The organism is Enterococcus faecalis, from assembly GCF_029024925.1.
Lineage (GTDB): Bacteria > Bacillota > Bacilli > Lactobacillales > Enterococcaceae > Enterococcus > Enterococcus faecalis.
Genome location: NZ_CP118962.1, coordinates 126,012 through 151,077, shown reverse-complemented (window position 1 = coordinate 151,077; position 25,066 = coordinate 126,012). Strand labels below are relative to the sequence as shown.

Sequence of the window (25,066 nt, the reverse complement as noted above, 5' to 3'; positions counted from 1 at the left end):
CTTCCTTAAAAAGCAATGTTTCTTCCAATCAAAAAAACGAATTATCTAAAAAATGCAACTTATTTGCTCAAAAAAGCAAGCGATGATTGACAAACGGTCGTTTTTAACTGATAATGAGAATCGTTATCAACTAAAAATAAAGGAGTTACACAATGAAACTTTTAAAAAAGACGGTCCTAATTGGTACAACCCTTCTTCTTGGTTCATTCTTACTCGCAGCTTGTGGTAATACGAATAAAGAAGCCAACAACGCTGACAAAACACATGAAGTAACAGATACCTTAGGCAATAAAGTAACCGTCCCCGCGAAACCCAAACGGATTATTGCGAGTTATTTAGAAGATTATCTAGTTGCATTAGGAGAAAAACCAGTGGCACAATGGACAGTTGGACAAGGTAGCATTCAAGATTATTTAGCGAAAGAATTGAAAGATGTCCCCACTATTTCCTATGACTTGCCATATGAAGCGGTTCTAAAATTTGAACCTGACTTATTATTAATCAGTTCATCTGCTCTAGTTGAAGGCGGTAAATACAAAGAATACAGTAAAATTGCGCCAACTTATGTAGTCAAAAACGGCGAAAATGTCACTTGGCGTGATCAATTGGAAGATATTGCCACTGTTTTAGATAAAAAAGAACAAGCGAAAAAAGTGTTAGAAGATTATGATACCTTAACCAAAGGCGTCCAAGAAGACCTTGGCAAAAAAGATGCTGGCAAATCTGCGGCAGTCTTATGGGTAACCAACAACCAAGTCTTTATGGTTAGCGATAATCGCTCAAGCGGAACCGTGCTCTATCAGGACTTAGGCCTCCAAGTTCCAAAATTAGTGGAAGAAATTTCTAAAAACGCTACTGCGGATTGGAATCAAGTTTCTTTAGAAAAATTAGCTGAGCTTGACGCAGACCACATTTTCCTTGTAAACAGCGATGAATCAGCACCTCTTTTCCAAGAAGCAATTTGGAAGAACTTACCTGCTGTGAAAAATAACCAAGTTCATACCTATGATAAAAAAAGTAGTTGGTTATACAACGGACCTATTGCGAATACTCAAATTGTTGAAGATGTAAAAAAAGCGCTCTTAAATTAAAAAAAATGCTTGGATGAAAATAATCATCCAAGCATTTTTTTAATTAGCAATTGCCGTTTCTAAACCAACTTCAATCATTTCATTAAACGTCGTTTGGCGTTCTTCTGCCGTTGTTTCTTCGCCTGTCACCAAGCTATCACTCACCGTCATAATCGCCAATGCTTCTACATCAAATTTTGCTGCTAAATAATATAACATTGCCGCTTCCATTTCAATCGCTAATACCCCGTATCGACCTAAACGAAAGACATCATCTAAGCTATCTTTGTAAAAAACATCATCTGACAATACGTTACCAACATGGGTAGTAAAGCCTTTTGCTTTAGCAATTTCGTAAGATTTGAGTAAAAGGTCGAAGCTCGCAATTTGTGGAAAATCATATTTAGGAAAATCATTGCGAATCGCGGAAGAAGGCGTCGCTGCTGCTTGTGCGATAACTAATTCACGAACGTTGACTTTTTCTGAAATAGAACCACACGTACCAACACGAATCAACTTCTTCACATCATAAGAGTTAATTAACTCATGGGCATAAATACCTGCTGAAGGCATCCCCATCCCTGTTCCTTGGACCGAAACACGCTGTCCCTTATATGTTCCTGTGTAACCTAACATCCCACGAACTTGATTATAGCAGACAGGATTCTCCAAAAAAGTTTCCGCAATATATTTTGCTCGGAGGGGATCCCCTGGTAGTAAAATTTTATCGGCAATTTCACCTGGTTTTGCTTCGATATGCACACTCATTCTGGTTTACTCCTTTTTTATAAAGCTGCTAGTGTTGCTTTCACTAACTCTTTGAATTGTCCTTTAACGCGTTCAGTTGTTTCAACTACTTCTGCATGATTTAAACTACTTTGCATACCAGCTGCTAAATTCGTAATACAAGAGATGCCTAGTACTTTCATGCCACTATGCACAGCTACAATGACCTCCGAAACAGTTGACATGCCAACTGCATCCGCACCCATCGTCCGTGACATCCGAATTTCTGCAGGCGTTTCATATGTCGGGCCAGAAAAGCCCATATACACGCCTTCTTTTAAATCAATATTTTGTTCCGCAGCCACTTTTTTTGCCACTTCCCGATATTCTTGCGTGTAAGCATGACTCATATCTGGAAAACGCGGCCCGATTTCTTCATCATTTTCACCAATTAACGGATTATCGCCTGTAAAATTAATGTGGTCATTGATTAACATCAAATTCCCCGGTGTATATGTTTCATTTACGCCACCAGCTGCGTTGGTTACAATCATTGAATGAATGCCTAAAGCAGCCATCACACGAACGGGATAAGTGACCGTTTGCATCGAATGTCCTTCATAATAATGAAAACGTCCTTGCATCGCCAAAACTTTTTTTCCAGAAAGCGTTCCGTAAACTAATTGTCCAGCATGTCCAACGACTGTTGAAACAGAAAAATGGGGAATTTCAGAGAAAGGAATAGCAATCGCATCGGTTATTTCATTAGCTAATTCACCTAACCCAGAACCTAAGATTAGACCGAAGTCTGCTTGTTGCACCCCTTTTTCTTTCAAAAACTCAGTTGTTTCGTTTAAATGGTTCGTTAACGTTGTCATGTGTTGCCTCCTCGAATTATTGTAATTGATTTAAAAAGCTTTGACCGTTTTCCGTTGCAGGAACTTCAAAGTTTTCAGCAATCGTTGCTGAAATATCTGAATAAAATCCTTGTGGCAAGCTGCCTTGTTTTGTCATTTTTTTACTATAAGCCAATAAAGGCACATATTCACGTGTATGGTCTGTTCCTGGGAAAGTTGGGTCATTCCCGTGATCTGCTGTAATTAAAAGCAAATCATCTTCGGCCATAGCTGCCATAATCTCTGGCAAACGACCATCAAAATCTTCGATGGCTTTTGCATAGCCCTTCACATCACGACGGTGGCCATACAGCGCATCGAAATCCACTAAGTTAGTAAAACTTAAACCTGTGAAATCTTTGTTCATGACCGTTAATAATTGATCCACCCCATCCATATTGCTCTTCGTGCGGATAGCTTCAGTAATTCCTTGTCCATTAAAGATGTCGTTAATTTTCCCAACAGCGATCACATCATTGCCGTTTTCTTTCAACGAATCTAAAACAGTATGGCCAAAAGGATCTAGAGCATAGTCATGACGGTTACTGGTTCGAGTGAAATTACCTGGTTCACCAACATACGGGCGAGCGATAATCCGACCAATCATATAAGGTTCGTCTTTCGTAATGTCACGAACATATTGACAAATTTTATACAATTCTTCTAATGGAATAATGTCTTCATGCGCCGCAATTTGTAAAACAGGGTCTGCTGAAGTATAAACGATTAGATCCCCAGTTTTCATTTGATGTTCGCCATAATCATCAATGACTGCTGTCCCGCTATATGGTTTGTTACAAACAACTTTTCGCCCAGAAAAATCTTCAATTTGTTTCAGCAATTCTTCAGGAAATCCGTTTGGGAATACCCGAAAAGGTTTTTTGATGTTCAAGCCCATAATTTCCCAGTGACCGGTCATAGTATCTTTTCCAACAGAAATTTCTTCTAATTTGGTGGCATAGCCATCGTGGTCTGCCACTGCTTTGACACCTGTTAAAGGAGCAATAGTTCCCAATCCAAGTTTTTCTAAATGAGGAATGGTTAGTCCCGCTTCTTTGGCAATATGACCCAGTGTATCACTGCCGACATCTCCAAATTTTTCAGCATCTGGTGCTTCACCAATACCGACTGAATCTAGTACGATTAAATGAACACGTTTAAACACACTTGCTTCCTCCTCTAAGGTCGTAAATACGTCAAGAATGACAATTATTTTACGCTAGCCTTTTAAATAGTCTCGAGAATCAAACAGAATAATCTATTTATTCTCAGCTCTTCAATTATACCATGAATCCGCTATTATTGCCTGAAAGAGCATTAAAATTTTCACTGATTCCTTCGATTTTAGCAGGGCTTAAAAACTGAAAGAAAAAAAGTCTCCCACCGTAATTAGGAAACTTTTTTATTGTTTTTTTCGAATAGCCTGCTCCTTAAAAAGAACACGACTCTTTATCCAATCGAAACTTTTAACACTCCAAGCGGTCTCCCTCTTTTGGCACATTTAAATACCAGATAACCGCTTCTGATAAAATCACACCAATGCCAATGGGCGGATAAAAATAAATGCCGATATATCCGATTGCGAAAAGACAAAGATGAATGATTTTTGTTGCCTTACTATAAGATTTCGATTTTCTTAACTTAGCTGCACCTTGTGGATCTTTCACTGCATTGTCTTCATAAATGATCCTTGTTAGCAAGAAGTAAGCAAAATCCCAAACCGTATACACAACAAGATAAAAATAAACGGGTGCCCGCATCCACCAAAATTCACTCACCCAAGCAGTTGCTACCGGAATGAAGGCCATGGAGAATAACCAAAAATTATTTGCCCAAAACGCTTTTTTAGAAAACCAATGAGTTACGGACATTATGTAATGATGATTGTACCAAGCGATACAGATAAAAATAAAACTGACAATAAACGATAAAAAATAGGGGATATTTTCTATCAAACCTGCCAAAACACCCACTTGAGGAGTCTTAATTTCTAAAATCATGATGGTCATGATGATGGCAATGACTGCATCACTAAATGCTTCTACACGTGTTTTATTCATTGAACGTCCTCCACTTTTCCTATTCTTACTACAAACAAAAGTATAGCAGAAAAACCAACGATTTTTGAAAAAAAAGCTGCTAGACCTGTTGGTTTTTTTCAAAATTTCGACACTTCCTTCGAATTGTAAAAAACAGCCAAAGGAAAAAAGTTAAGTCTCCTTTATCAACTCGCTTTTTTGCAGTGAAGCAGTGCCTAATGCCGCTTGTGTTCAACTGATTATCCTAAGAAAAGAAATGGCCCCCGTCGCTTTGACGGAGGGCCCATTTCTTTTCTTATTTCGTTTTGACGTAATTTTTCCCGTTCGCTTTTGGTCCCGATGATTTTCCGAAGAACACAACTAGGACTAAAATGGTCAATACGTATGGTGCTGCTTGTAGATAAACTTTTGGAATTTCTGAAATAATTGGTAGGTTTTCCCCAGCAATACTTAAGTTTTGTGCAAAGCCAAAGAATAAGGCTGCGCCCATTGCCCCAAGTGGATTCCATTTACCAAAGATCATTGCGGCCATTGAAATAAACCCTTGTCCTGCAATTGTGGTAATCCCAAAACGACCCGCAATACTTTGAGCAAAGACAGCTCCGCCCATACCGCCTAAGAAGCCGGATAGCAAGACGCCAGAATAACGCATTAAGTAGACATTAATTCCCAATGTATCTGCCGCTTGTGGATGTTCCCCCACAGAACGTAACCGTAAGCCAAAACGTGTTTTATAAATGACAAACCAAGCTAAAATCGCAATCAAAATTGCTACGAAAGCTGGCAAAGAGGTTTTTGCAAAGAATAGTTCACCAATCACTGGAATTTTTGACAATCCTGGGAAAGAAAAATAACCAAATGATTGTGTAATCATATCTGTTTGTCCTTTTTGATAAATAACTTTTACTAGGAAAACCCCTAGCGCCGGTGCCATCAAGTTAATGACAGTACCACTGATAATATGATCTGCTCGTAAGTTAATAGTTGCAACGGCATGTAAGAGAGAAAAGACAATCCCGACAACGCCTCCTACTAAACAAGCAATCCATGGTGTCGCCGCGCCAAATGTATCAGCAAACGTCAAGTTAAAAACGACCGAACTGAAAGCGCCCATTACCATAATACCTTCCAAACCAACGTTAACCACACCACTTCGTTCTGAGAACGTTCCGCCTAATGCTGTCAAGATGAGCGGAGTTGCATACACTAATGTTTGCGTGATGATTGAGGAAATTGTTGCTAAATCCATTAGATGTCTCCCCCCTCTTGATTGTTTTTGTCTGGCGCCGCTTCAATTGTTTCTACAATCGCTACTTCTTTTTTACTACCAGACGCTTTTGCTAACAAGAAACGAATTAAATAACTAATTCCCACAAAGAAAATAATTGCTGCAATAACAACATCAACTAATTCGGTTGGTACACCAGCTATCAACGGCATTCCTTGTCCACCAAGTTTTAACATTCCGAACAGTAATGCGGAAAGTAAAATCCCGATTGAGCTACCTGCTCCTAATAGAGACACGGCCATACCATCGAACCCAATGCTCAACGATGTGTTTTGAATAAAGAAGTTTTGGAAAGTTCCCAATCCTTGGACCGCACCACCTAAGCCAGCTAGCGTTCCTGAAATCATCATGGATAAAATAATCGTTCGCTTGCTGCTCATTCCAGCATATTCAGAAGCAAATGGGTTTAACCCCACCGACCGAATTTCAAAACCAAGCGTTGTTTTTTTCATCAAGAACCACACAAGAATAAGGAAAATGAAGGCCAAGAAAATGCCAATGTTCAAACGAGAGCCATCACTGATACTTGTTAAAAACGGTGAGCGTAATGATGCATTCGCACCAATCATTTTGGTGATCCCTTTATTCGCCATAATACTTGGTTTCATGACATTATTAGCAATATGATTTCCTGTGTATAATAAAATATAATTCAACATAATCGTAACAATAACTTCACTCGTCCCAAAATAGGCACGCAAGAAACCTGGAATGGCTGCTGCTAAAGCTCCTGCAACTGCGCCAACAATAATCGCCACCGGCAACGCAATCATCCGGGGTGCATCAGGCATGGATAAAGCGACCCAAATACTAGCCACCCAACCACATAAGGCTTGTCCAGAAAGCCCGATATTAAAGAATCCAGCCGAATTTGCCACCGAGAATCCTAAAGCGGTAAAAATCAACGGTGCTGCGGTGACAAAAATCTCACCAATACTTTTCTTTCCTTGGAAAGCTGTTTCAAACATCGCTTGATACCCAGCCACTGGGTCATAGCCAAAGATAACCATAATAATTGCCCCTAAGAGGAAACCCATAATAACAGATAACACAGGGACTAAAATATTTCTTATTTTTTCAGAACGATTATTCAACAGTTTCACCTGCCTCTACTTTTGATAACTCAGCACGGGCTTCTTCCAATGAGTAGCCAGCCATTAACAAGCCCAATTCATTTTCTGTCGTTTCTTTCGGATCAACAATTCCGACGATTTCCCCCGCATGAATAACAGCGATACGATCAGAAACGTTTAAAATTTCGTCTAATTCAAAACTTACTAATAAAACAGCTTTATTTTTATCTCTTTGTTCAATTAGTCGACGATGAATGTATTCAATAGCTCCGACATCTAAACCGCGTGTTGGTTGAGAAACAATCAACAAATCTGGATCGCGGTCAACTTCTCGGGCAATAATCGCTTTTTGCTGATTCCCACCTGAAAGCGCCCGAGCTGGTACTAATTCATTAGGAGTCCGTACATCATATTCTTCAATTAATTCACGGGCATGTTTGTTAATCATTCGATAGTTTAAAATACCTGTTGAACTGTATGGTTTTTGGTAATACGTTTGTAGGCCAATATTTTCAGCCAATGTCATCTCTAATACCAAGCCATATTTATGTCGGTCTTCAGGAACGTGGGCGACACCCATTTCCGTAATTTCCCGAGGTTTGCGATTAGTAATCTCTTTTTCATTCAAATGAATGGACCCGTTTTCGACTTTGGTTAATCCTGCTAAGGCTTGGATTAATTCTGTTTGTCCATTGCCATCAATCCCCGCAATCCCAACAACTTCCCCTGCTCGGACATCTAAGCTAAGATTTTTCACTGCATCTAAGCCGCGGCTTTCTTTCACTACTAAATCTTTAATTGATAAAATTGTTTCTTTCGGTTGCGCTGGTTTTTTCTCTGTTTTGAAAGAAACAGAACGGCCCACCATCATATCGGCTAACTGTTGCGAAGAAACGTCTTTCACATTGACGGTGCCAATACTTTGCCCCCGGCGAATGACCGTACAACGGTCCGCCACTTTTTTAATTTCATCTAACTTATGTGTAATTAAAATGATCGATTTGCCTTCATCGGTTAGTTCTTTCAAAATAATCATTAATTCATCAATTTCTTGTGGCGTTAATACTGCGGTTGGTTCGTCAAAAATTAAAACGTTCGCACCACGATATAAGGTCTTTAAAATTTCAACCCGTTGTTGCATACCCACAGAAATATCGCGAATATAGGCATTGGGATTTACATCCAACCCGTATTGCTTAGACACTTCTTCAATCTCTTTTTTCGCTTTTTTCCGGTCTAAAATACCGCCATGGGTAGGTTCACTACCTAAGATAATATTTTCAGTCACAGTAAAGGCTTCAACTAACATAAAATGCTGATGGACCATTCCGATTCCTAAACGATTGGCTGCAGTAGGACTTGTAATGTTGACTTTTTCGCCATTCATATAAATCTCACCTGAGGTCGGTTCCAATAGCCCTGATAAGATATTCATCAAGGTCGACTTGCCTGCACCATTTTCACCTAGCAGTGCGTGGATTTCACCAGGTTTTACTTGTAAATCAATTTGGTCGTTGGCTTTGAACGTCCCAAATTCTTTGGTGATTTTACGCATCTCAATTACGTTTTCTTCTTGAGACAAGGTCTATTCACTTCCTAACAAAATTATATTGGCAATACTTTAGAGGGTAATTTTGACCCTTAACTAAGTAGTTGAAGAACCTCAACTATTTAGTTAAAAATCCAAACATCATAAAGGGTTTCCTTGGCAGCCGTCGCTGCCAAGGACCACTTTATTTTTAGAAGGAACAATAATGAGCCCTTCTTTTTTCATTTAGGAGCTTAAATTATTCTGGTTTTTCTGGGACTTTTACGTCACCTGAGATCACTTTATCTTTTGCTGTTTTAACAGCTTCTTTTGTTTTGTCGTTTAAATAGCCGTCTGTTAAGTCAACGCCACCATCTTTTAATCCATAAACTAAATGTTCGCCACCAGGGAATTTGTCTTCTAACGCACGGTTGGCAATATCTTGAACCGCTGTGCCGACACCTTTAAGTGTTGAAGTTAACGTGAAGTTGTCTTCTTTGCCGTCTTTTGTTTTGTACTTGCCATCAGCATCTTGATCACGGTCAACACCGATTACCCAAACTTTGTCGCCAGAACCTGATTCATTCAAGTCTTTTGCTTCTTGGAAGACCCCTTGTCCAGTCGCACCAGAAGCATGGAAGATGATATCAACGCCGTTTTGGTACATTGCAGCAGCTAAAGCTTTCCCTTTGGCAGGATCAGCAAATGAAGCCGCATATTTTGTATCAACAGTAATTTCTTTACCTAATTCTTTCGCAGCATCAGCCACACCTTTTTCAAAACCAGCTTGGAAACGGTCAATTACGACCCCTTCTTCACCACCAACAAAACCGACTTTGTTCGTTTTTGTTTCGTTTGCAGCAGCAACACCGGCTAAGTAAGCTGCTTCATTATCTCTAAATGTTGCAGAAACGACATTCTTTTTGCCATCGATTTGATCATCGATTAAAACAAAGTTTGTATCAGGGTTGGCATCTGCTGCAGAAGAAATTGCATCTTTTAGCAAGTAGCCAATACCAAAGATTGTGTTGAATTTACTTGATACCGCTTGGTCAATATTTGTTGTATAGTCAGCTGCATCATTCGATTGAATATATGCATACCCTTTTGAACCTTCTGGTAAATCATGTTCTTTACCCCAAGCTTGCAATCCTTCCCAAGAAGATTGGTTGAACGACTTGTCATCCACGCCGCCTGTATCTGTAATGATTACAGCACTATGCGCTGCATCCCCTTTGCCACCGCCGCTTTCAGCGGTTTTTCCTTTGCCACCACCACATGCTGCAAGTGAAACTGATAAACCTAATGCAATCAAACTAAAACCGAATAATTTTGCTTTTTTCATTTCTGTAAAGCCTCCTAAAAATAGTTTAATGTATTTAAACAACTAAGTTGTTTCTAAGGTTGGTCTGGGACTTTTACGTCACCAGAGATGATTTGTTCTTTGGCTTCTTTAACTGCCGTTTTGGCTTGATCGCTTAGGGCTTCTGTTGTTAAATCAACACCGCCATCTTTCAATCCATAAGTTAAATGTTCGCCGCCAGGGAATTTATCTTCTAATGCAAGATCAGAGATTTTTTTCACAGCAATATTTACACCTTTAATGGTTGAAGCTAACGTTAAGTTATCATCCTTGCCATCTTTGGTTGTATATTTACCGTCTTCGTTTTGGTCACGGTCAACACCAATCACCCAAACTTTATCTTTTGAACCTGTTTCATTTAGCGCTTTAGCTTCTTGGAAGATTCCTTGTCCTGTAGTCGCCGCTGCGTGATAAATAATGTCGGCACCTGCTTGATACATAGAAGAAGCTAAGGCCCGTCCTTTTGAAGCGTCTGCAAATGTCCCTGCATAAGTAGACGTAATTTGAATATCTTTTCCTAATTTTTTGCCAGCGTCTGCTACACCTTTTTCAAAACCAGCTTGGAAACGGCCAATAACAGGTCCTTCAACCCCGCCGATAAATCCTACTTTGTTGGTTTTCGTAGTGTTAGCTGCTGCCACACCTGCTAAATACGCAGATTCATTATCTCTAAATGTTGCAGAAGCGACGTTGTTTTTCCCATTAACTGTATCATCGATTAGAACGAAATTCGTTTCTGGGTTGGCGTCCGCTGCATCTACTACTGCATTTTTTAGTAAATACCCAATGCCAAAAATCGTTTTAAATTGACTTGAAATGGCTTGGTCAATGTTTGATGTATAATCAGATGCTTCATTTGATTGAATATACGCATACCCTTGAGGTCCTTCTGGAAGTTTGTGCTCTTTGCCCCACTCTTGCATTCCTTCCCACGCAGATTGGTTAAAAGATTTGTCATCAATGCCGGCTGTATCTGTGACCATTACGACACTATGTTGTGGATCACCTTTTGTGTTGGCATTCTTTTTGCTATTGCCGCCACATGCAGCTAACCCAATGGTTAAGGCAACTGCTGCCAATCCTAGACCTAAAAATTTTGCTTGTTTCACTTTCCGAAAAGCCCCCTACTATTTTATCTATTATTTCATTCGCATTTATGCTATTGAAATCTACTTTGAGCCCAACGAAACCTTATGTCCTTTTTTTAAAAATCTTTATCTGTAAATGAATAGGGCAATAATGCCTCAACTGTCATTGTTTTAGTCGCGCCATCTTTACCAACTAGCGTGACCGGCATTTGTGGATCAAAGAATTCAGCCATTACTTGACGACAAGCGCCACATGGAGAAATGGGTGCCTCTGTATTACCTGCTACAACTAAATGTTGGAAGGTCCGTTCATCTTCTGAAATGGCTTTAAAAATCGCCGTTCTTTCTGCACAATTTGTTAAACCAAAGGAGGCATTTTCAATGTTGACTCCTTGATACATTTTCCCGTCTGCAGTCACTAAGCAAGCGCCCACAGGAAAGTTAGAATACGGTACATAGGCGTGTGCCAATGCTTCTACGGCACAATCAAGCCATTCTTGTTTTACTGTCATCTTTTTCGCCACACCTTCGTTTAATTTGAAATACGAATTAATACCCTTCGCCAGTTGCGCCAGAAACAATTGCTACACCCGTACTTGCACCGATGCGTGTTGCCCCAGCTTCAATCATTGCTAACGCTTCTTCTGCATTATGCACGCAACCAGAAGCCTTAACGCCCATGTCAGGACCAACTGTCTCACGCATTAAACGAATGTCTGCTACTTTAGCGCCGCCTGTTGAGAAGCCAGTAGATGTTTTAACGAAATCGGCACCTGCTTCTTTGGCTAATTCACAAGCTTTAACTTTTTCTTCGTCTGTTAATAATGCTGTTTCAATAATCACTTTGACTAACGCTTTTCCTTTGGCTGCATCTACTACGCCTTGAATGTCTTGACGTACGTAATCGTATTGTTGTGATTTTAATGCACCAATATTAATCACCATATCCACTTCATTCGCACCATTTTTAATTGCATCAGCTGCTTCGTATGCTTTAACTTCTGGTGTATTTGCCCCCAAAGGAAAGCCAATAACGGTACACACAGCGACGTCGGTATCTGCTAATTGCTCGCTAGCAAAAGCGACCCAACAAGGATTGATACATACAGAGAAAAAGTTGTACTCCTTAGCTTCGTCAATAATTTTTTGGACAGCAGCTTCTGTCGCTTCTGGTTTCAAAATAGTGTGGTCAATCATGCGGTTTAATTCCATGATGAGAATTCCTCTTTTCTTTTTGTTTTATTCCGTAATGATATCGTGAATCAAAATAGGCTCTTCGCCAGTTGGTCCAATTTCAATGTTTTTATAAAGCAATTGTTCGACTTCTGTCACGTCTTCACGATTGGCATAAATGGTTAATAATGATTCGCCTTTTTCAACTGGGCTCCCTACTTTTTTGTGAAGTTTCAAGCCAACTGCAAAATCAATCGTATCTTCTTTCGTAGCCCGACCAGCGCCCAGCAACATTGCGGCAACGCCAATTTCATTGGCAACGATTTTTTGTACCACGCCTGTTTCTTTGGCAGGTAAATCAAATTGATAAGTTGCGGTTAATAATTTTTCTGGCTGGTCAACAACGGAACTGTCGCCGCCTTGATTTTCAATCATTTCTTTAAATTTCGCGAGCGCTCGACCGCTTGTTAATGCTTCTTCCAATAAAGCCCGTGCTTCGTCTAACGTCTCGGCTTTTTTAGCTAAAACGACCATCTGACTTCCTAAGACATAGCACATCTCCACTAAATCTTCTGGTCCATTTCCTTGCAAGGTCTCGATTGCTTCAACGATTTCTAAACTGTTTCCGATGGCCTCCCCTAAAGGTTGTGACATGTCTGAAATTACTGCCATCGTTTGGCGATTTGCCAGTTTTCCAATGCGAACCATTGTTTCCGCTAATCGACGAGCACTTGCTAGGTCTTTCATAAAGGCCCCTTCACCAGTAGTCACGTCTAAGACAATCGCATCTGCCCCTGCGGCAATTTTTTTACTCATAATGGAACTTGCAATTAATGGAATTGAGTCAACAGTGGCGGTCACATCACGTAACGCATAAAGTTTTTTGTCTGCTGGTGCTAGATCACCTGACTGACCAATCACTGCCACTTTTGTATCGTTCACCAATTGAATAAAACGTTCTTCTGTCAATTCAACTTTAAAACCAGGAATCGCTTCTAATTTATCCAACGTACCGCCCGTGTAGCCTAAGCCACGACCAGACATTTTTGCTACATTGACCCCGACACTAGCAACTAATGGCGCTAAAATAAGCGTCGTAGTGTCGCCTACGCCACCTGTAGAATGCTTGTCGACTTTGATTCCTTCTATAGAAGAAAGATCCACAATTTCGCCTGAATGGACCATTGCTAACGTCATTTGTGTAATTTCTTCGTCTGTCATATCTTGGTAAAAAACAGCCATTAAAAAGGCACTTACCTGATAATCTGGAATTGAACCATCTGTGTATCCGTTGATAATAAATTGAATTTCTTCGCTTGTTAGTTGATGCCCGTCACGTTTCTTTTCAATAATGTCTACCATTCTCATGAATTCGTTCCCTCCGATTTCCCGATAATGTATTATACAACAAAATCGTTCAGCTTTAAACCATTTAGTAAACCAGTTTACTATTATTTTTTTCTTGTGAAAACGAAAACAACACGAACGTTCTGTTTCTAAGCTGTTTTTTAAATCGGTTTTGTGCTTTTTCTAGCAATAAACGTCGCATCAAAAACTTTATTTGGAACTTTCCCTGTTGGATCTGCAATAGCTTCCACCAAAAATTTTGCTGCATAATAGCCAATATCAAAACTCGGCTGATAGACGGTTGTTAAACTCGGCACCAAATATTCGGAAATTTCCAAGCCATCAAAACCAACCACCGAAATATCGTCAGGAATTTTCTTACCTGCTTCTTCAATGGCTTGATAAGCTCCCATCGCCATTTCATCATTGCCACAAAAAATTGCTGTGATTTCTTCATTTTTCAAAACTTCTTTCGCCGCAGCATAGCCGCCATGCAAGTTCAATTCCCCAGCACAAACATAATGCGGACGAAAAGGTAAATTGTTGTCCTGTAACGCATGCTGATACGCCGTCACTCGTTCCGTTAAACGATAATAGCCGGCACTTTCACGCAACATGCCAATATGCTGATGCCCTTGTTGAATCAAATGATGGACCGCTTGATAAGCACCTTCGTACTCTTTAACGATTAATCGTCCACTATCTCGTGGATTAATCCCACGATCGACAAGAATGACAGGAATCGGATGTTCTCGTCGGTCTTTTAAAATATGATTTTCTGGCAAAACATTCGGCGTGGCAAAAATAATGCCATCCACCGACCGATGAATCAACTCGCTAACATATTGCATCGCTTGCTCGGAATCATGCTTTGAATTGCATAACAAAATCATGTAGCCTAACGAATTTAAATATGTTTCTACACCTTCAATCACTTTTGAGAAAAAGAAATCCGTCACATCTGGCACAATCATACCAATGGTTTTGGAATGACGGTTGATTACATTCGAAGCAAAGTAATCTGGTTTGTAATGATTTTCAGCGACTACCGCCAACACCTTGTTGCGGGTTTTTTCACTGAAACGACTCCCTTTATTATTCAGAATTTGTGAGACGGTTGTGACAGAAACACCAGCCATATCAGCAATTTCTTTAATCGTTAGTTTCATCGCGCCCCTCCCAACGTCTCCTTTTGCATTGACAGACATTTGTAGACGTGTTACAGTCTTCAAAATACTTATCGAATCTTTTACATTTTAACAAAAAAAAGACAAAAGAAATAGACTAAAAAGATTAAAAAACAAAAGAAAATGGAGGCTATTTTTTTCATGGAAGAATCCCGTGTCCGTCAATTACCAAAAATCGAGCTGCACTGTCACTTAGATGGGTCGATTCGACCAACCACTTTACGCACCATTGCTGAAAAACAAAACATTCCATTACCCCAAGACGAACAAGCCTTGAAAGAGTTAGTGGTTGCCCCTGAAAAATGCACCGATTTGAATGATTATTTAACTCGGTTCGACTTCGTGCTAACCTGTCTACAAACAGCTGAAGCTTTGCAAGCAGCGGCGTATGACGTGATTAGCCAAGCTGCCGAAGATGGCGTGGCATACATAGAGGTGCGTTTTGCGCCTTCGCAACATACAGAAAAAGGCTTACGGTTACCTGAAATCGTGACTGCTGTTTTAACTGGCTTAAAACAAGGCGAAGAAGATTTTGGTGTAAAAAGCAATGCACTGTTATGCGGCATGCGGCATGATCAACAACAAGCCATAGAAAAAATCGTTCACTTAGCGCATGATTTCAGAGAGACAGGCGTTGTCGGCTTTGATTTAGCTGGCAATGAAGTCGATTTCCCTCCATACACATTTGAAGACGTATTAGCTTTAGCCAACCAATTGTCAATTCCATTAACACTCCACGCTGGGGAATGCGGCTGTGGCAAAAATGTCGCTGATGCTGTCACTTTAGGTGCTACTCGGATTGGCCACGGTATTGCTTTGAAAGATACACCCGAATACTTGGCGCTCTTAAAAGAAAAAAAGGTTCTTTTAGAAATGTGTCCAACTAGCAACTTCCAAACAGGCACCGTCAAAACATTGGCTGAATACCCTTTTCAACAATTTATAGAGGCTGGCTTAGCCGTCTGCATCAATACCGATAATCGCACTGTTTCAGATACTACGTTAACGAAAGAATTCATGAAATTGGCCACTTGGTATCAATTAAGTTATGACGAAATGAAGCAACTCACTAAAAATGCGCTTGCAGGTGCTTTTTTATCGCCAGACGAAAAAAAACTGTTGAACCAAAAAATTGATCAAGCGTATCTATTCTAAAAAAGAACCGCCACTAAAGTGGAGGTTCTTTTTTACTCTGCTTCTTTAACACTTCGTAAAATATAATAGCCTTTGTCTTTTGTCACAATTTCAACATTGCCAAATACTTCAGCCATTTTCTTTTCTGCACTAGGTGCACCTTGTTTCTTTTGAATAACTACCGTTAGTGTGCCACCAACTTTCAACAACGGAAAAGCCCCTGTTAAAATGCCATGGACAACTTTTTTGCCTGCACGAATGGGCGGATTGCTAACAATCGCCGCGTAGGTCGTTTCGTTTAAGGTTTCATACACATTGGAGGAATGGATATCCACAGTAGTAATTTGGTTACGTTGGGCGTTCATTTGAGCTAGCCCAACCGCCCGTTGGTTGACATCCACCATTTCCACCAGTCGACCAGTCGCCGCTGCTAAGGACAACCCAATTGGTCCATAGCCACAACCAACATCTAACAAACGGCCTGCTGGTAAATTTTCCCATTCAAAGGCATCAATCAACACACGAGAACCATAATCCACTGTTCCTCTTGAGAAGACCCCGCTATCGGTCGTAAACTGAAAGGTCCGACCACGTAATGGAAAAGACCAGCTTTCTAAATCATGTGCTAATTCTGGATTTTCTGTATAATAATGATTCGCCATTTTGTTCTTCCTATCTATGCTTGTTTTGGTTTTAGTCTACCTTTTATTTCTCGAACAATCAAGGCACCTAATAATTCATAGCCCACTTGTGAAAAATGCAAACCATCCGCTTGTAAAAATTCATCCGTTCCAGGATAAACAGTCATCGCTTTATACAAATCAATAACTGGCAAGTTATGTGCCGCTCCGACTTCTTGTGCAACCTTGACCAATTCCTTGATACGCGTTTGTGGACGTTCTGGACGTCTGCCACTATCCGCATATGGTGGCGTAATTAAAATCACCTTTTCTGAACCAATTTCGTGAATCATTGTTTCAAGGTTTTCTCTAAACGTGGCTACTGTTATATTTCGATCCAGTGACGCATCATTGGCGCCAAAGAAAATCACCACTTCATCAGGTTTCTCAATTAGTACTTCTTTATTTAATCGTTTTAAACCATCCTCTGTTGTATCGCCAGGCATTCCAGCATTAATAACAGCCACTTCTTCTAGACCCATCGCAGCAATATCCCGTTTCACTAAGTCAACAAGAACAGGTGAGACGGCTTCGTCTAAATAACCAGCAGTAATGCTATCACCAAATAATACAATTTTTCTCATGGCTTTTCCCCTCTTTTCTAACAGTTTTCTCTTTTCATGATACCATTTTCATCATAAATTGGCGAAGAAGGGAATTCTTTTGTAAAATCCTGTGTTTCCCTTGTGAAATTATGGTAAAATGTACAAAGATTGAACAGGGTTTGGTGGAGGAACAATGGACGATAAAATGAATTACTACCCAATTTCCAGAGAAGAATGGCATGGGTTTTATCATGACGGCAAAGCACCGTTAACCGAAGCAGAATTGGATAACATTAAAAGTGTGAACGACCAAATTTCACTAAAAGATGTACAAGAAATTTATGTACCCTTAACGCATCTTATTCATTTGTACATGAAAGAATTTGAATCGCTAACACTTAGCAAAGGATTATTCCTACATGAATATGTCTCTGTACCACCATTCATCATTGGAATTGCCGGCAGTGTCGCCGTTGGTAAAAGCACCACCGCTCGTCTTTTGCAAAGAATTCTGGCCCGAACGTTTAAACGAAGAAACGTTCAACTCATTACAACGGATGGATTTTTGTATCCCAATAAAGTGTTAGAAGAACAGGGAATTATGGACCGAAAAGGGTTTCCTGAAAGTTATGACATGGAGAAGCTAATTAATTTCTTAAACGAAGTCAAAAGCGGCAAAGACGAAATTAAAGCACCCGTCTATTCTCACAGTGTCTACGATGTTATCGAAGGCGAATATGAGTTGATTCAACAACCAGATATTTTGATTGTTGAAGGCATTAACACATTACAGTTACCCGCCAATCAACAAATTTATGTGAGTGATTTTTTTGATTTTTCTATTTTTGTGGATGCCGATCCAGCCTTAATTGAAAAATGGTACCTAGAACGTTTTGGGGCCTTATTAGATACGGCTTTCTTAGATCCTAATAATTATTATTACCAATATGCAATTGGCAAACGAGAAGATGCTTTCGCCATGGCACGGAATGTTTGGAAAACCGTGAACTTACCGAACTTGGAGGAATATATCTTGCCAACGCGCGGACGTGCGGACATTATTTTGCATAAAACGGAAAATCATTTGATTGACCAAATCTATCTACGTAAATATTAAGGGTTGACGAGCTAAGAAATATCCTGTATCTTTTGTAGAAATATCCTTGAAAATTTTCAGCAGAATGCATGACTTTCAAGGAGTAAAATGTTTTAATAAGTATAGCTAGACAAAGAAGAGTACGGAACAAAAGTGAACCACTTTTTAACCGCCTGATTCTCGGCTGTTTAAAAGTAGCCCCTGCGGAATTAAGCCAAAATTTTCTAAAAATCGTAAAACAATTTTTGAAAATCCTTTCTTAATTCTTGGTGCTGACCACTTTTTAACCGCCTTTTCTTTAGATAAATTTAAATGGATAAGGGGTAATAGACGTGACTAACGTTGCCGATTTGACATCTGTCGAAAAAATTATTGTTTTAGACTTTGGTAGTCAGTTTAACCAATTGATTACTCGTCGTATTCGTGAATTTGGCGTATTCTCTGAGTTATTAAGCCACCGAACTACGGCAGAAGAAATTCGCAAAATCGCGCCTAAAGGAATCATCTTCTCAGGTGGACCAAACAGCGTGTATGACAAAGATGCTTTTAGCATTGATCCAGAAATTTATGAGTTAGGAATTCCCATTCTTGGCATCTGCTACGGTATGCAATTAATGACTCATAACTTAGGCGGAAAAGTAGAACCTGCCGCAAACCGTGAATACGGAAAAGCAGAATTAGAAATCCTTGGTGATGCGACATTATTCCAAGGAACACCTGCGAAACAAACCGTTTGGATGAGCCACGGTGATTTAGTAACAGAAATCGCTCCTGGATTCGAAAAAGTTGGGACAAGCAATGATTGTCCAATCGCTTCTATCGAAGATGCCAACCGCAAATTCTACGGCGTACAATTTCACCCAGAAGTTCGTCATTCAGAATATGGTAACGACTTATTACGTCACTTTGCTTTTGATGTGTGTGGCTGTACTGGTGACTGGAGCATGGAAAACTTCATCGATATGGAAGTCGCTAAAATCCGTGAACAAGTAGGCGATAAAAAAGTCTTACTTGGTTTATCAGGTGGCGTTGACTCAAGTGTTGTCGGCGTGCTTTTACAAAAAGCCATTGGCGACCAATTGACTTGTATCTTCGTTGACCATGGATTATTACGTAAAGGTGAAGCAGAACAAGTAATGGAAAGTTTAGGCGGTAAATTTGGCTTAAACATTATTAAAGTAGATGCGAAAGAACGCTTCTTAAGTAAATTAGCAGGCGTTTCTGACCCTGAACAAAAACGTAAAATCATCGGTAACGAATTTGTGTATGTTTTTGATGACGAAGCAACTAAACTTGCTGGGGAAGAAGGCGTTTCATTCCTAGCACAAGGAACTCTTTACACAGACGTCATCGAATCTGGTACAGAAACTGCGCAAACAATTAAATCACATCACAACGTTGGTGGTCTTCCTGAAGACATGCAATTTGAATTAATTGAACCTTTAAATACATTATTCAAAGACGAAGTTCGTGCCTTAGGAACTGAACTTGGCATGCCTGATGCAATCGTTTGGCGCCAACCATTCCCAGGACCAGGATTAGGTATTCGTGTGCTTGGTGAAATTACAGAAGATAAATTACAAATCGTTCGTGATTCAGATGCTATCCTACGTGAAGAAATCGCAGCAGCTGGCTTAGATCGTGACATTTGGCAGTACTTTACTGTCTTACCTGGCATCCGCTCAGTAGGTGTTATGGGCGATGGCCGTACCTACGATTACACAGTCGGTATCCGTGCTGTGACTTCTATAGACGGCATGACCGCTGACTTTGCCCGTATCCCTTGGGATGTTTTACAAAAAATCTCTGTGCGCATCGTGAACGAAGTTGCACATGTAAACCGTATCGTGTACGATATTACTTCAAAACCACCTGCAACTGTGGAGTGGGAATAACAATCAACCCGCTAGAAAACCTATAAAATAGGTTTTCTAGCGGGTTGATTTTTTATTGGTCACACTTTCCTCCCACCATTCTCCATTTTTCCTTTGCTCCACCGCCCTCAAAGTCCTATAATTTAATCATAAGAATAGTGGCTATTAATAAAATTCATCAACCAAAAGGAAGCGATTTCAACATGTCAAAAGAAACTTTTCTTAAGTATGGTTTTGTTGTCCTCTTCATAGGAATTTTTTTACTTCGTGCCCAAAAAGTTATTTCTGAGCCCCTTTCGTACCTTTTTTCGGGTATTCTTTTGCTTATTGTTGCGTATTTAATACTCGTGAAAAAAATGAACTTTTTCTCAAGTTTGCTCACTGTTACCGACCAGCCTTTTTCTACCCAACAACGATTAGGTCAACTTTCTGGTCTTGTCAGTTTATTGATTGGTTTACTTCTGGTAATTCTTAGCTTCATTTTCTTTCTCCAACCTTGATTCCCCCTTGACTCTCCCTTCACTCTTGGCTATGATTACCTTAGCAAGTACAATGGTGTACTGTGAACAGTCGAGCAACGGCGCTCAAAAAGATTGGCTTTCGTGCATTCTTTTTGAGGGCTTTTTATTTTTAGAAAGTAGGGAAATTGAATGGAAAAAATGTACCGCAGTCCGTATGAAGCGTATCCGTATCTATCTTCTAAACCAGAAGATTTACGATGTGATTTTGAATTAATGACTGATGAATTGGCCTCGATGACAGGTCTTCTACGAGGATATGTGCAACAATTAGACGTCCCTGAACAGCCTGCACTAACAGAAGAACTAGCCAAAATTTGCGAGTTAATCTACCATGTCAATCCAACGACCCGAACAAAATTAACAGTCACAGAGGAAGAAATAGCCTGGCTTTTGGAACGTGTCAATGCTATGAATGAACTGACATACGAAGAAAATCGTCCTTTTGTTTTACCGATGGGCACAATCTGTTCCTCTTATGCACACATTTTAAGAGCCAAAGCCAAAGATATTGTTCGTTTACTTTATCGCATGGACTATGGTGGTAAAAAAATTGATCCGCAGCTGTATGATTTAGTCAACTTACTCTCAGGTTACTTTTTCATGTTAGCTTTGTATCTAAATCAGCTCGAAAATGGTGAAGAAGTCCCCTTTGTTTCTCGCAACTATTCTATTTAAAAAGTACACCGACCGCTAACGATGAATTGCTAGCGGTCGGTGTACTTTTATACAGGCAAGTACGCTTCCCCTTTTGCAAATAGTTTAGCAGTACCACCAATAATGACTCGATCTTCTTTCACTTCACAAGTTAAAAAGCCGCCTCTTGGGGACACTTGATAGGCCGAAAGGGTCGTTTGATTGAGCCGTTTTCCCCAATAAGGAATTAAATTGGCGTGCGCAGAACCACAAACTGGATCTTCGTTAATTCTTAGTTTCGGGAAAAAAGTTCGTGAAACAAAATCCACCGAGTCTCCTGATGCCGTTACAATGACTCCTACTCCTAAATCCAATGCTTTTAATGCAGAAAAATCTGGTGTGATTTTTGCCACTGTCTCTTCGTCTTTTAAGACAAAAAATAAATCGCGACCCAAATAAGCTTCATAAATTTTCGTGCCTAAAGCGGCTTCATACTCTGGCAAAATTGGAATCCTTTCCGGTAGGATATAAGGAAAATCTAGATAATAGTATTCCTCTTTTTTGGTCACTGCGAGCGGTCCACTTTGACTAGTAAAATGGAGTGTTTCTTCCGCAACGGAATAATAGTTAAATAACACAAAAGCCGTCGCTAATGTAGCATGTCCACAGAGATCGATTTCTCGTTCCGGCGTAAACCAGCGCAGGGCGTAACTTTGTCCCTCCTTGACCGTAAAAGCAGTCTCTGACAAATTATTTTCAATCGCAATGTTTTGCATCACCGCTTCTGGCAACCATTTTTCCAAAACATAAACAGCGGCGGGATTGCCTTTAAAAACTTCCTCCGCAAAAGCATCGACAATATAATAGGGATAACTCATTTTAATTCTCTCCTTGTATTTTTTGATAAATGTATTCCGCGCAACACAAATCCTCAACTGCTAAGCCAACCGCATCAAAAATCGTGCGGCCTTTCTGCTCCGCCTTTAGTTTAACTTTGCCAGTGACTAATTCGCCGAGAGAACCTACAATTTTTTCAGCTGAAAAGGCACCTTCTGAAATCGGAATTAAAAGATCCCCGCTTTCTTTTAATGCAGCCGCGTACTCATCTACAAACACTTGACTGTTTTTAACAAGGTCGCTTGTTAATTCTCTGGAAGTCGGCGTGAATGTGCCAATCGCATTGATATGGGCATTCGGCAAAACGTCTTTTTCTTCTAAAAATGCGTCCTGACTGGAAGTTAGTGTACAGATAATTTCCGCTTCCTGGACGGCTTCTTGGACAGAAGAACAACCAATAAAGGTACATTCGGGGTAATTGTGCTGTTGCTTAGCGATTAATTTTCGTGCGCGTTCTGTTGTGCGGTCATATATAAAAACCTTTTCAATCGCCCGAACGCTTTGTAGCGCTGCGAGATGAGATGAAGCTTGTTGACCTGCACCAATCAAAGCGATACTTTTTGCCTTTGGAGCTGCTAAATAATCGGTTGCCAAAGCAGAAACAGCTGCCGTGCGAAGCCACGTAATCGCATTGGCGTCCATCATCGCGACTGGTCTTCCAGTAGAACTATCAAACAATAAAATTTGACCAAGATGTGAGGCCAAATTTTTTTGTGGATTTTCTGGAAAAGCTGTAATGATTTTTGCCCCAAAAAAGCGATTTTTTCCTAAGTAAGCAGGCATTAATGCAAAAAGATTCTGATTTTCCCCATCTGGTAAAACCTCTACATGGCGCTCACTTTGCGAAATTTTTCCTTTTTGCAACTCTGCAAAGCAACGTTTCATCACTTGAATTGCTTCGGAAAGCGACAATTGTTGAATAACCCTCTCATAAGAAATAATGTCCATCTGAATTCCTCCCTTTGCGCTATCATAAACCAGACAAACAATACACTCAATGCTATAATTGTATGGAATACAATTTTATAGAAAGGAAGTTCCCCTCATGCCGATTAATTCCTATGAGAACTATGCGTTGTCATGGCGCCCTGTTAAAGAACGTTTAACAAGACCTTATTACCAATCATTGGTTCAACAATTAGAAGCGGATATCTTATCTGGTGCACTTCAAAAAAATGTGAAATTGCCTTCGCAAAGAGAATTAGCTGATTACTTGGATCTGAATTTCACGACGATTGGTCAAGCCTATAAACACGCTATGGAAAAAGGCTTACTTTATACCAACATCGGTAGCGGCACTTTCGTTTCTCCCAACGCGTTTCACTCAATTACAATCTCTACCAACCAAGTAGCGGACCATCTAATTGATTTAGGGCTGGTTAGTTCCTTTGATATGTGTAATCAGCGGATTTTACCTTTTATTGAATCCGTTAGTAAAAATGCGGCCCTTAACAGTTTGCTAAATTATCGCGATCCTTTAGGTACGCACTTTCAACGAGCAACCGCTGCCGAATGGCTTCAGACACAAGGCGTTCGGACCAATGCCGAAGAAGTTGCCATTGTATCTGGTGTCCAGAATGGGCTGGCCGTGACGTTAGCCGCCGCTTTTTCTCCAGGTCAGCGGATTGCCGTAGATCGATACACGTATTCAAATTTTATTGAACTCGCCCAGCTTTATCATTTAGAAATCGTCCCGATTGGCTATGATTCCGAGGGGATGGACCCAGAGCATTTACTGCAAGAATGCAAAAAGAAAAAAATACACGGTATTTTCTTAATGCCCGCATGTAATAACCCGATTGGTTTCCAAATGTCTAGCGCCCGCCGAATGACTTTAGCTGAAATCATTCAGCAAGAACACTTATGGGTAATTGAAGATGACATTCATTCTTTTTTAACAACTTATGCACAGCAAGCAGTTTTACCAACGTTTCAAGAACTCTTACCTCAACAAACGATTTACTTAGCGGGGATGACAAAGTTTGTCTGTACAGGCTTACGCATTGCGTACCTTGTTTTCCCTCCGCTTCTTCGCCAAGAAATAGAGCGTGCGATTTTTAACATTAACGTTAAAACTTCTGGCTTTGATGCTGAAATTGTCACCCAAGTCTTACGCTCACCAGTTGCAGAAGAATTAGTGATAGAAAAATTGGCTTTAACAAAACAAGCCAATGACTTATTTGATACCATTTTTGGGTTAGCTAGACCTAGCAATCCTTTGCCGTACTACCGAACTATTCCCCTTTCTACCGAAAAAACGGCGCCGCAAATTGAACAAGAATTTCTCCAAAATGGGGTACGTCTTTTTCACTCGAGCCGCTTTACTGTGCAAAATCAGCCAGATGCTTTTTTACGAATTTCCTTGGCCTCCAATCAGCTTGAGGTATTGGCGAAAGGATTAACCATTATCCAAGAACTCTTACCGACATTAAACGAAAAGAAAGGACATTCCCTATGAATTCATTGCCAATACTTGAAAAAGCAGTGGGCGCGATCACCCTGCTTTCCGAAGAAAAACAAAATGCCGAATATGAAGGCTTTTTATGTCAAGTTAATGAATCGCAACAACTTATCCGCAGTCGTTTAGCCAAAAAAACGCCGAAAAAAGAAGGCTATTTTGCAGCCTTCTGGGAAAAAAATCAACAAAATCAGAACGAAGCCTTTGATGCAACGGAAGCCCCTGAAATGTTAGCAATTGTCATTGCTGATCAAGAAAAGCAAGGTCTCTTTCTTCTGCCGAAAGAATGTTTAATCCAACAAAAAATTCTCAAAACGAATCAACAAAAAGGCAAAATGGCGGCCCGTTTTTATCCTTCTTGGTGCCAAAACCTTAATCAAACCGCCAAAAAAACACAAAAATGGCAACTAGCTTACTTTACTGATTTATCTAAATACTAAAAACGTCAGC

General features: G+C 40.1%; 25 protein-coding genes. 8 read left to right on the top strand and 17 right to left on the bottom strand.

Annotated features, from left to right (window positions below; translation table 11 throughout):
- Positions 1–152 precede the first annotated feature (152 nt).
- Positions 153–1,091: an iron-hydroxamate ABC transporter substrate-binding protein gene (locus tag PYW42_RS00640; protein WP_002361532.1), complete on the top strand. Its 939-nt coding sequence runs from the start codon at positions 153–155 to the stop codon at positions 1,089–1,091.
- Between the two features lie 39 nt (positions 1,092–1,130).
- Here PYW42_RS00640 and deoD read toward each other — a convergent pair whose 3' ends face one another.
- The 13 genes from deoD to PYW42_RS00575 all read right to left on the bottom strand — a co-directional run bounded on the left by deoD (position 1,131) and on the right by PYW42_RS00575 (position 14,760).
- Entirely contained in the window at positions 1,131–1,838 is a 708-nt protein-coding gene (gene deoD, locus PYW42_RS00635; RefSeq protein WP_002359338.1) for a purine-nucleoside phosphorylase, read from the bottom strand.
- Positions 1,839–1,855: 17 nt separating this feature from the next.
- Positions 1,856–2,674 carry a purine-nucleoside phosphorylase gene (locus tag PYW42_RS00630; protein WP_002356180.1) on the bottom strand — a complete coding sequence of 273 codons (819 nt, stop codon included), beginning with the start codon at positions 2,672–2,674 and terminating at the stop codon, positions 1,856–1,858.
- Positions 2,675–2,690: 16 nt separating this feature from the next.
- Positions 2,691–3,857 (bottom strand): phosphopentomutase, encoded by a 1,167-nt coding sequence (deoB, locus tag PYW42_RS00625; protein ID WP_002356179.1) that lies wholly within the window; start codon positions 3,855–3,857, stop codon positions 2,691–2,693.
- 301 nt (positions 3,858–4,158) lie between these two features.
- The gene (locus PYW42_RS00620; RefSeq protein ID WP_002359336.1) at positions 4,159–4,752 is read right to left on the bottom strand and encodes a TMEM175 family protein; all 594 of its coding nucleotides are present in this window, start codon (positions 4,750–4,752) and stop codon (positions 4,159–4,161) included.
- Between the two features lie 274 nt (positions 4,753–5,026).
- Positions 5,027–5,980, bottom strand: a complete 954-nt coding sequence (locus PYW42_RS00615; RefSeq protein ID WP_002356172.1) for an ABC transporter permease — start codon at positions 5,978–5,980, stop codon at positions 5,027–5,029.
- Positions 5,980–7,113 carry an ABC transporter permease gene (locus tag PYW42_RS00610; protein WP_002356171.1) on the bottom strand — a complete coding sequence of 378 codons (1,134 nt, stop codon included), beginning with the start codon at positions 7,111–7,113 and terminating at the stop codon, positions 5,980–5,982. Before PYW42_RS00610 ends, PYW42_RS00615 begins: the two co-directional genes overlap by 1 nt.
- On the bottom strand, positions 7,106–8,674 hold the full coding sequence (locus PYW42_RS00605) for an ABC transporter ATP-binding protein (RefSeq protein WP_002381361.1): 1,569 nt from the start codon (positions 8,672–8,674) through the stop codon (positions 7,106–7,108). The genes PYW42_RS00610 and PYW42_RS00605 overlap by 8 nt, the downstream gene beginning before the upstream one ends.
- A 205-nt stretch (positions 8,675–8,879) precedes the next feature.
- On the bottom strand, positions 8,880–9,965 hold the full coding sequence (locus PYW42_RS00600; protein ID WP_002356169.1) for a BMP family lipoprotein: 1,086 nt from the start codon (positions 9,963–9,965) through the stop codon (positions 8,880–8,882).
- Between the two features lie 53 nt (positions 9,966–10,018).
- Positions 10,019–11,092 (bottom strand): BMP family lipoprotein, encoded by a 1,074-nt coding sequence (locus PYW42_RS00595; protein WP_002356168.1) that lies wholly within the window; start codon positions 11,090–11,092, stop codon positions 10,019–10,021.
- 95 nt (positions 11,093–11,187) lie between these two features.
- On the bottom strand, positions 11,188–11,652 hold the full coding sequence (locus PYW42_RS00590) for a cytidine deaminase (protein WP_002387503.1): 465 nt from the start codon (positions 11,650–11,652) through the stop codon (positions 11,188–11,190).
- On the bottom strand, positions 11,621–12,283 hold the full coding sequence (gene deoC / locus PYW42_RS00585) for a deoxyribose-phosphate aldolase (RefSeq protein ID WP_002389618.1): 663 nt from the start codon (positions 12,281–12,283) through the stop codon (positions 11,621–11,623). Before deoC ends, PYW42_RS00590 begins: the two co-directional genes overlap by 32 nt.
- A 27-nt stretch (positions 12,284–12,310) precedes the next feature.
- Positions 12,311–13,612 (bottom strand): pyrimidine-nucleoside phosphorylase, encoded by a 1,302-nt coding sequence (locus tag PYW42_RS00580; protein ID WP_002356165.1) that lies wholly within the window; start codon positions 13,610–13,612, stop codon positions 12,311–12,313.
- Between the two features lie 140 nt (positions 13,613–13,752).
- A complete protein-coding gene (locus PYW42_RS00575) occupies positions 13,753–14,760 on the bottom strand; it encodes a substrate-binding domain-containing protein (protein ID WP_002356164.1) in 1,008 nt (335 codons plus the stop codon).
- Between the two features lie 141 nt (positions 14,761–14,901).
- On the opposite strand from PYW42_RS00575, the gene add reads away from it, so the two are divergent.
- Positions 14,902–15,933 carry an adenosine deaminase gene (gene add, locus PYW42_RS00570; protein ID WP_002356163.1) on the top strand — a complete coding sequence of 344 codons (1,032 nt, stop codon included), beginning with the start codon at positions 14,902–14,904 and terminating at the stop codon, positions 15,931–15,933.
- A 32-nt stretch (positions 15,934–15,965) separates the two neighbouring features.
- On the opposite strand, the gene PYW42_RS00565 is transcribed toward add, so the two are convergent.
- On the bottom strand, positions 15,966–16,574 hold the full coding sequence (locus PYW42_RS00565; protein ID WP_002356162.1) for a class I SAM-dependent methyltransferase: 609 nt from the start codon (positions 16,572–16,574) through the stop codon (positions 15,966–15,968).
- Between the two features lie 14 nt (positions 16,575–16,588).
- Complete coding sequence (locus PYW42_RS00560; protein WP_002356161.1) at positions 16,589–17,176, bottom strand: SGNH/GDSL hydrolase family protein; 588 nt, start codon at positions 17,174–17,176, stop codon at positions 16,589–16,591.
- A gap of 154 nt (positions 17,177–17,330) precedes the next feature.
- Here PYW42_RS00560 and coaA point away from each other — a divergent pair, with 154 nt between their 5' ends.
- The 4 genes from coaA to PYW42_RS00540 all read left to right on the top strand — a co-directional run bounded on the left by coaA (position 17,331) and on the right by PYW42_RS00540 (position 21,303).
- Entirely contained in the window at positions 17,331–18,254 is a 924-nt protein-coding gene (gene coaA / locus PYW42_RS00555; RefSeq protein ID WP_002356160.1) for a type I pantothenate kinase, read from the top strand.
- A 311-nt stretch (positions 18,255–18,565) separates the two neighbouring features.
- A complete protein-coding gene (gene guaA / locus PYW42_RS00550) occupies positions 18,566–20,128 on the top strand; it encodes a glutamine-hydrolyzing GMP synthase (RefSeq protein WP_002356158.1) in 1,563 nt (520 codons plus the stop codon).
- A 137-nt stretch (positions 20,129–20,265) separates the two neighbouring features.
- Positions 20,266–20,607 carry a hypothetical protein gene (locus tag PYW42_RS00545; RefSeq protein WP_002411442.1) on the top strand — a complete coding sequence of 114 codons (342 nt, stop codon included), beginning with the start codon at positions 20,266–20,268 and terminating at the stop codon, positions 20,605–20,607.
- Positions 20,608–20,757: 150 nt separating this feature from the next.
- Positions 20,758–21,303 (top strand): ATP:cob(I)alamin adenosyltransferase, encoded by a 546-nt coding sequence (locus tag PYW42_RS00540; RefSeq protein ID WP_002389596.1) that lies wholly within the window; start codon positions 20,758–20,760, stop codon positions 21,301–21,303.
- A gap of 47 nt (positions 21,304–21,350) precedes the next feature.
- On the opposite strand, the gene PYW42_RS00535 is transcribed toward PYW42_RS00540, so the two are convergent.
- Together PYW42_RS00535 and PYW42_RS00530 are read right to left on the bottom strand one after the other, a co-directional pair.
- Positions 21,351–22,139, bottom strand: a complete 789-nt coding sequence (locus PYW42_RS00535; protein ID WP_002389645.1) for a PhzF family phenazine biosynthesis protein — start codon at positions 22,137–22,139, stop codon at positions 21,351–21,353.
- Between the two features lies 1 nt (position 22,140).
- Complete coding sequence (locus PYW42_RS00530) at positions 22,141–23,106, bottom strand: ornithine cyclodeaminase family protein (RefSeq protein WP_002389554.1); 966 nt, start codon at positions 23,104–23,106, stop codon at positions 22,141–22,143.
- A gap of 97 nt (positions 23,107–23,203) precedes the next feature.
- Between PYW42_RS00530 and PYW42_RS00525 the strand changes: the two genes are divergently transcribed.
- Both PYW42_RS00525 and PYW42_RS00520 read left to right on the top strand, forming a co-directional pair.
- Entirely contained in the window at positions 23,204–24,616 is a 1,413-nt protein-coding gene (locus PYW42_RS00525; protein ID WP_002373794.1) for an aminotransferase-like domain-containing protein, read from the top strand.
- Entirely contained in the window at positions 24,613–25,056 is a 444-nt protein-coding gene (locus PYW42_RS00520; protein WP_002356140.1) for a MepB family protein, read from the top strand. The genes PYW42_RS00525 and PYW42_RS00520 overlap by 4 nt, the downstream gene beginning before the upstream one ends.
- Positions 25,057–25,066: the final 10 nt, after the last annotated feature.

Excerpts from the sequence above, each read along its gene's own strand:
- PYW42_RS00640 (WP_002361532.1), top strand. The coding sequence starts at position 153 with ATGAAACTTTTAAAAAAGACGGTCCTAATTGGTACAACCCTTCTTCTT.
- PYW42_RS00580 (WP_002356165.1), bottom strand. The coding sequence starts at position 13,612 with ATGAGAATGGTAGACATTATTGAAAAGAAACGTGACGGGCATCAACTA.
- PYW42_RS00615 (WP_002356172.1), bottom strand. The coding sequence starts at position 5,980 with ATGGATTTAGCAACAATTTCCTCAATCATCACGCAAACATTAGTGTAT.
- PYW42_RS00530 (WP_002389554.1), bottom strand. The coding sequence starts at position 23,106 with ATGGACATTATTTCTTATGAGAGGGTTATTCAACAATTGTCGCTTTCC.
- PYW42_RS00565 (WP_002356162.1), bottom strand. The coding sequence starts at position 16,574 with ATGGCGAATCATTATTATACAGAAAATCCAGAATTAGCACATGATTTA.
- PYW42_RS00540 (WP_002389596.1), top strand. The coding sequence starts at position 20,758 with ATGGAAAAAATGTACCGCAGTCCGTATGAAGCGTATCCGTATCTATCT.
- PYW42_RS00535 (WP_002389645.1), bottom strand. The coding sequence starts at position 22,139 with ATGAGTTATCCCTATTATATTGTCGATGCTTTTGCGGAGGAAGTTTTT.
- PYW42_RS00600 (WP_002356169.1), bottom strand. The coding sequence starts at position 9,965 with ATGAAAAAAGCAAAATTATTCGGTTTTAGTTTGATTGCATTAGGTTTA.
- PYW42_RS00630 (WP_002356180.1), bottom strand. The coding sequence starts at position 2,674 with ATGACAACGTTAACGAACCATTTAAACGAAACAACTGAGTTTTTGAAA.
- PYW42_RS00525 (WP_002373794.1), top strand. The coding sequence starts at position 23,204 with ATGCCGATTAATTCCTATGAGAACTATGCGTTGTCATGGCGCCCTGTT.
- PYW42_RS00520 (WP_002356140.1), top strand. The coding sequence starts at position 24,613 with ATGAATTCATTGCCAATACTTGAAAAAGCAGTGGGCGCGATCACCCTG.
- PYW42_RS00560 (WP_002356161.1), bottom strand. The coding sequence starts at position 17,176 with ATGAGAAAAATTGTATTATTTGGTGATAGCATTACTGCTGGTTATTTA.
- PYW42_RS00575 (WP_002356164.1), bottom strand. The coding sequence starts at position 14,760 with ATGAAACTAACGATTAAAGAAATTGCTGATATGGCTGGTGTTTCTGTC.
- add (WP_002356163.1), top strand. The coding sequence starts at position 14,902 with ATGGAGGCTATTTTTTTCATGGAAGAATCCCGTGTCCGTCAATTACCA.
- PYW42_RS00620 (WP_002359336.1), bottom strand. The coding sequence starts at position 4,752 with ATGAATAAAACACGTGTAGAAGCATTTAGTGATGCAGTCATTGCCATC.
- deoC (WP_002389618.1), bottom strand. The coding sequence starts at position 12,283 with ATGGAATTAAACCGCATGATTGACCACACTATTTTGAAACCAGAAGCG.
- deoD (WP_002359338.1), bottom strand. The coding sequence starts at position 1,838 with ATGAGTGTGCATATCGAAGCAAAACCAGGTGAAATTGCCGATAAAATT.
- coaA (WP_002356160.1), top strand. The coding sequence starts at position 17,331 with ATGGACGATAAAATGAATTACTACCCAATTTCCAGAGAAGAATGGCAT.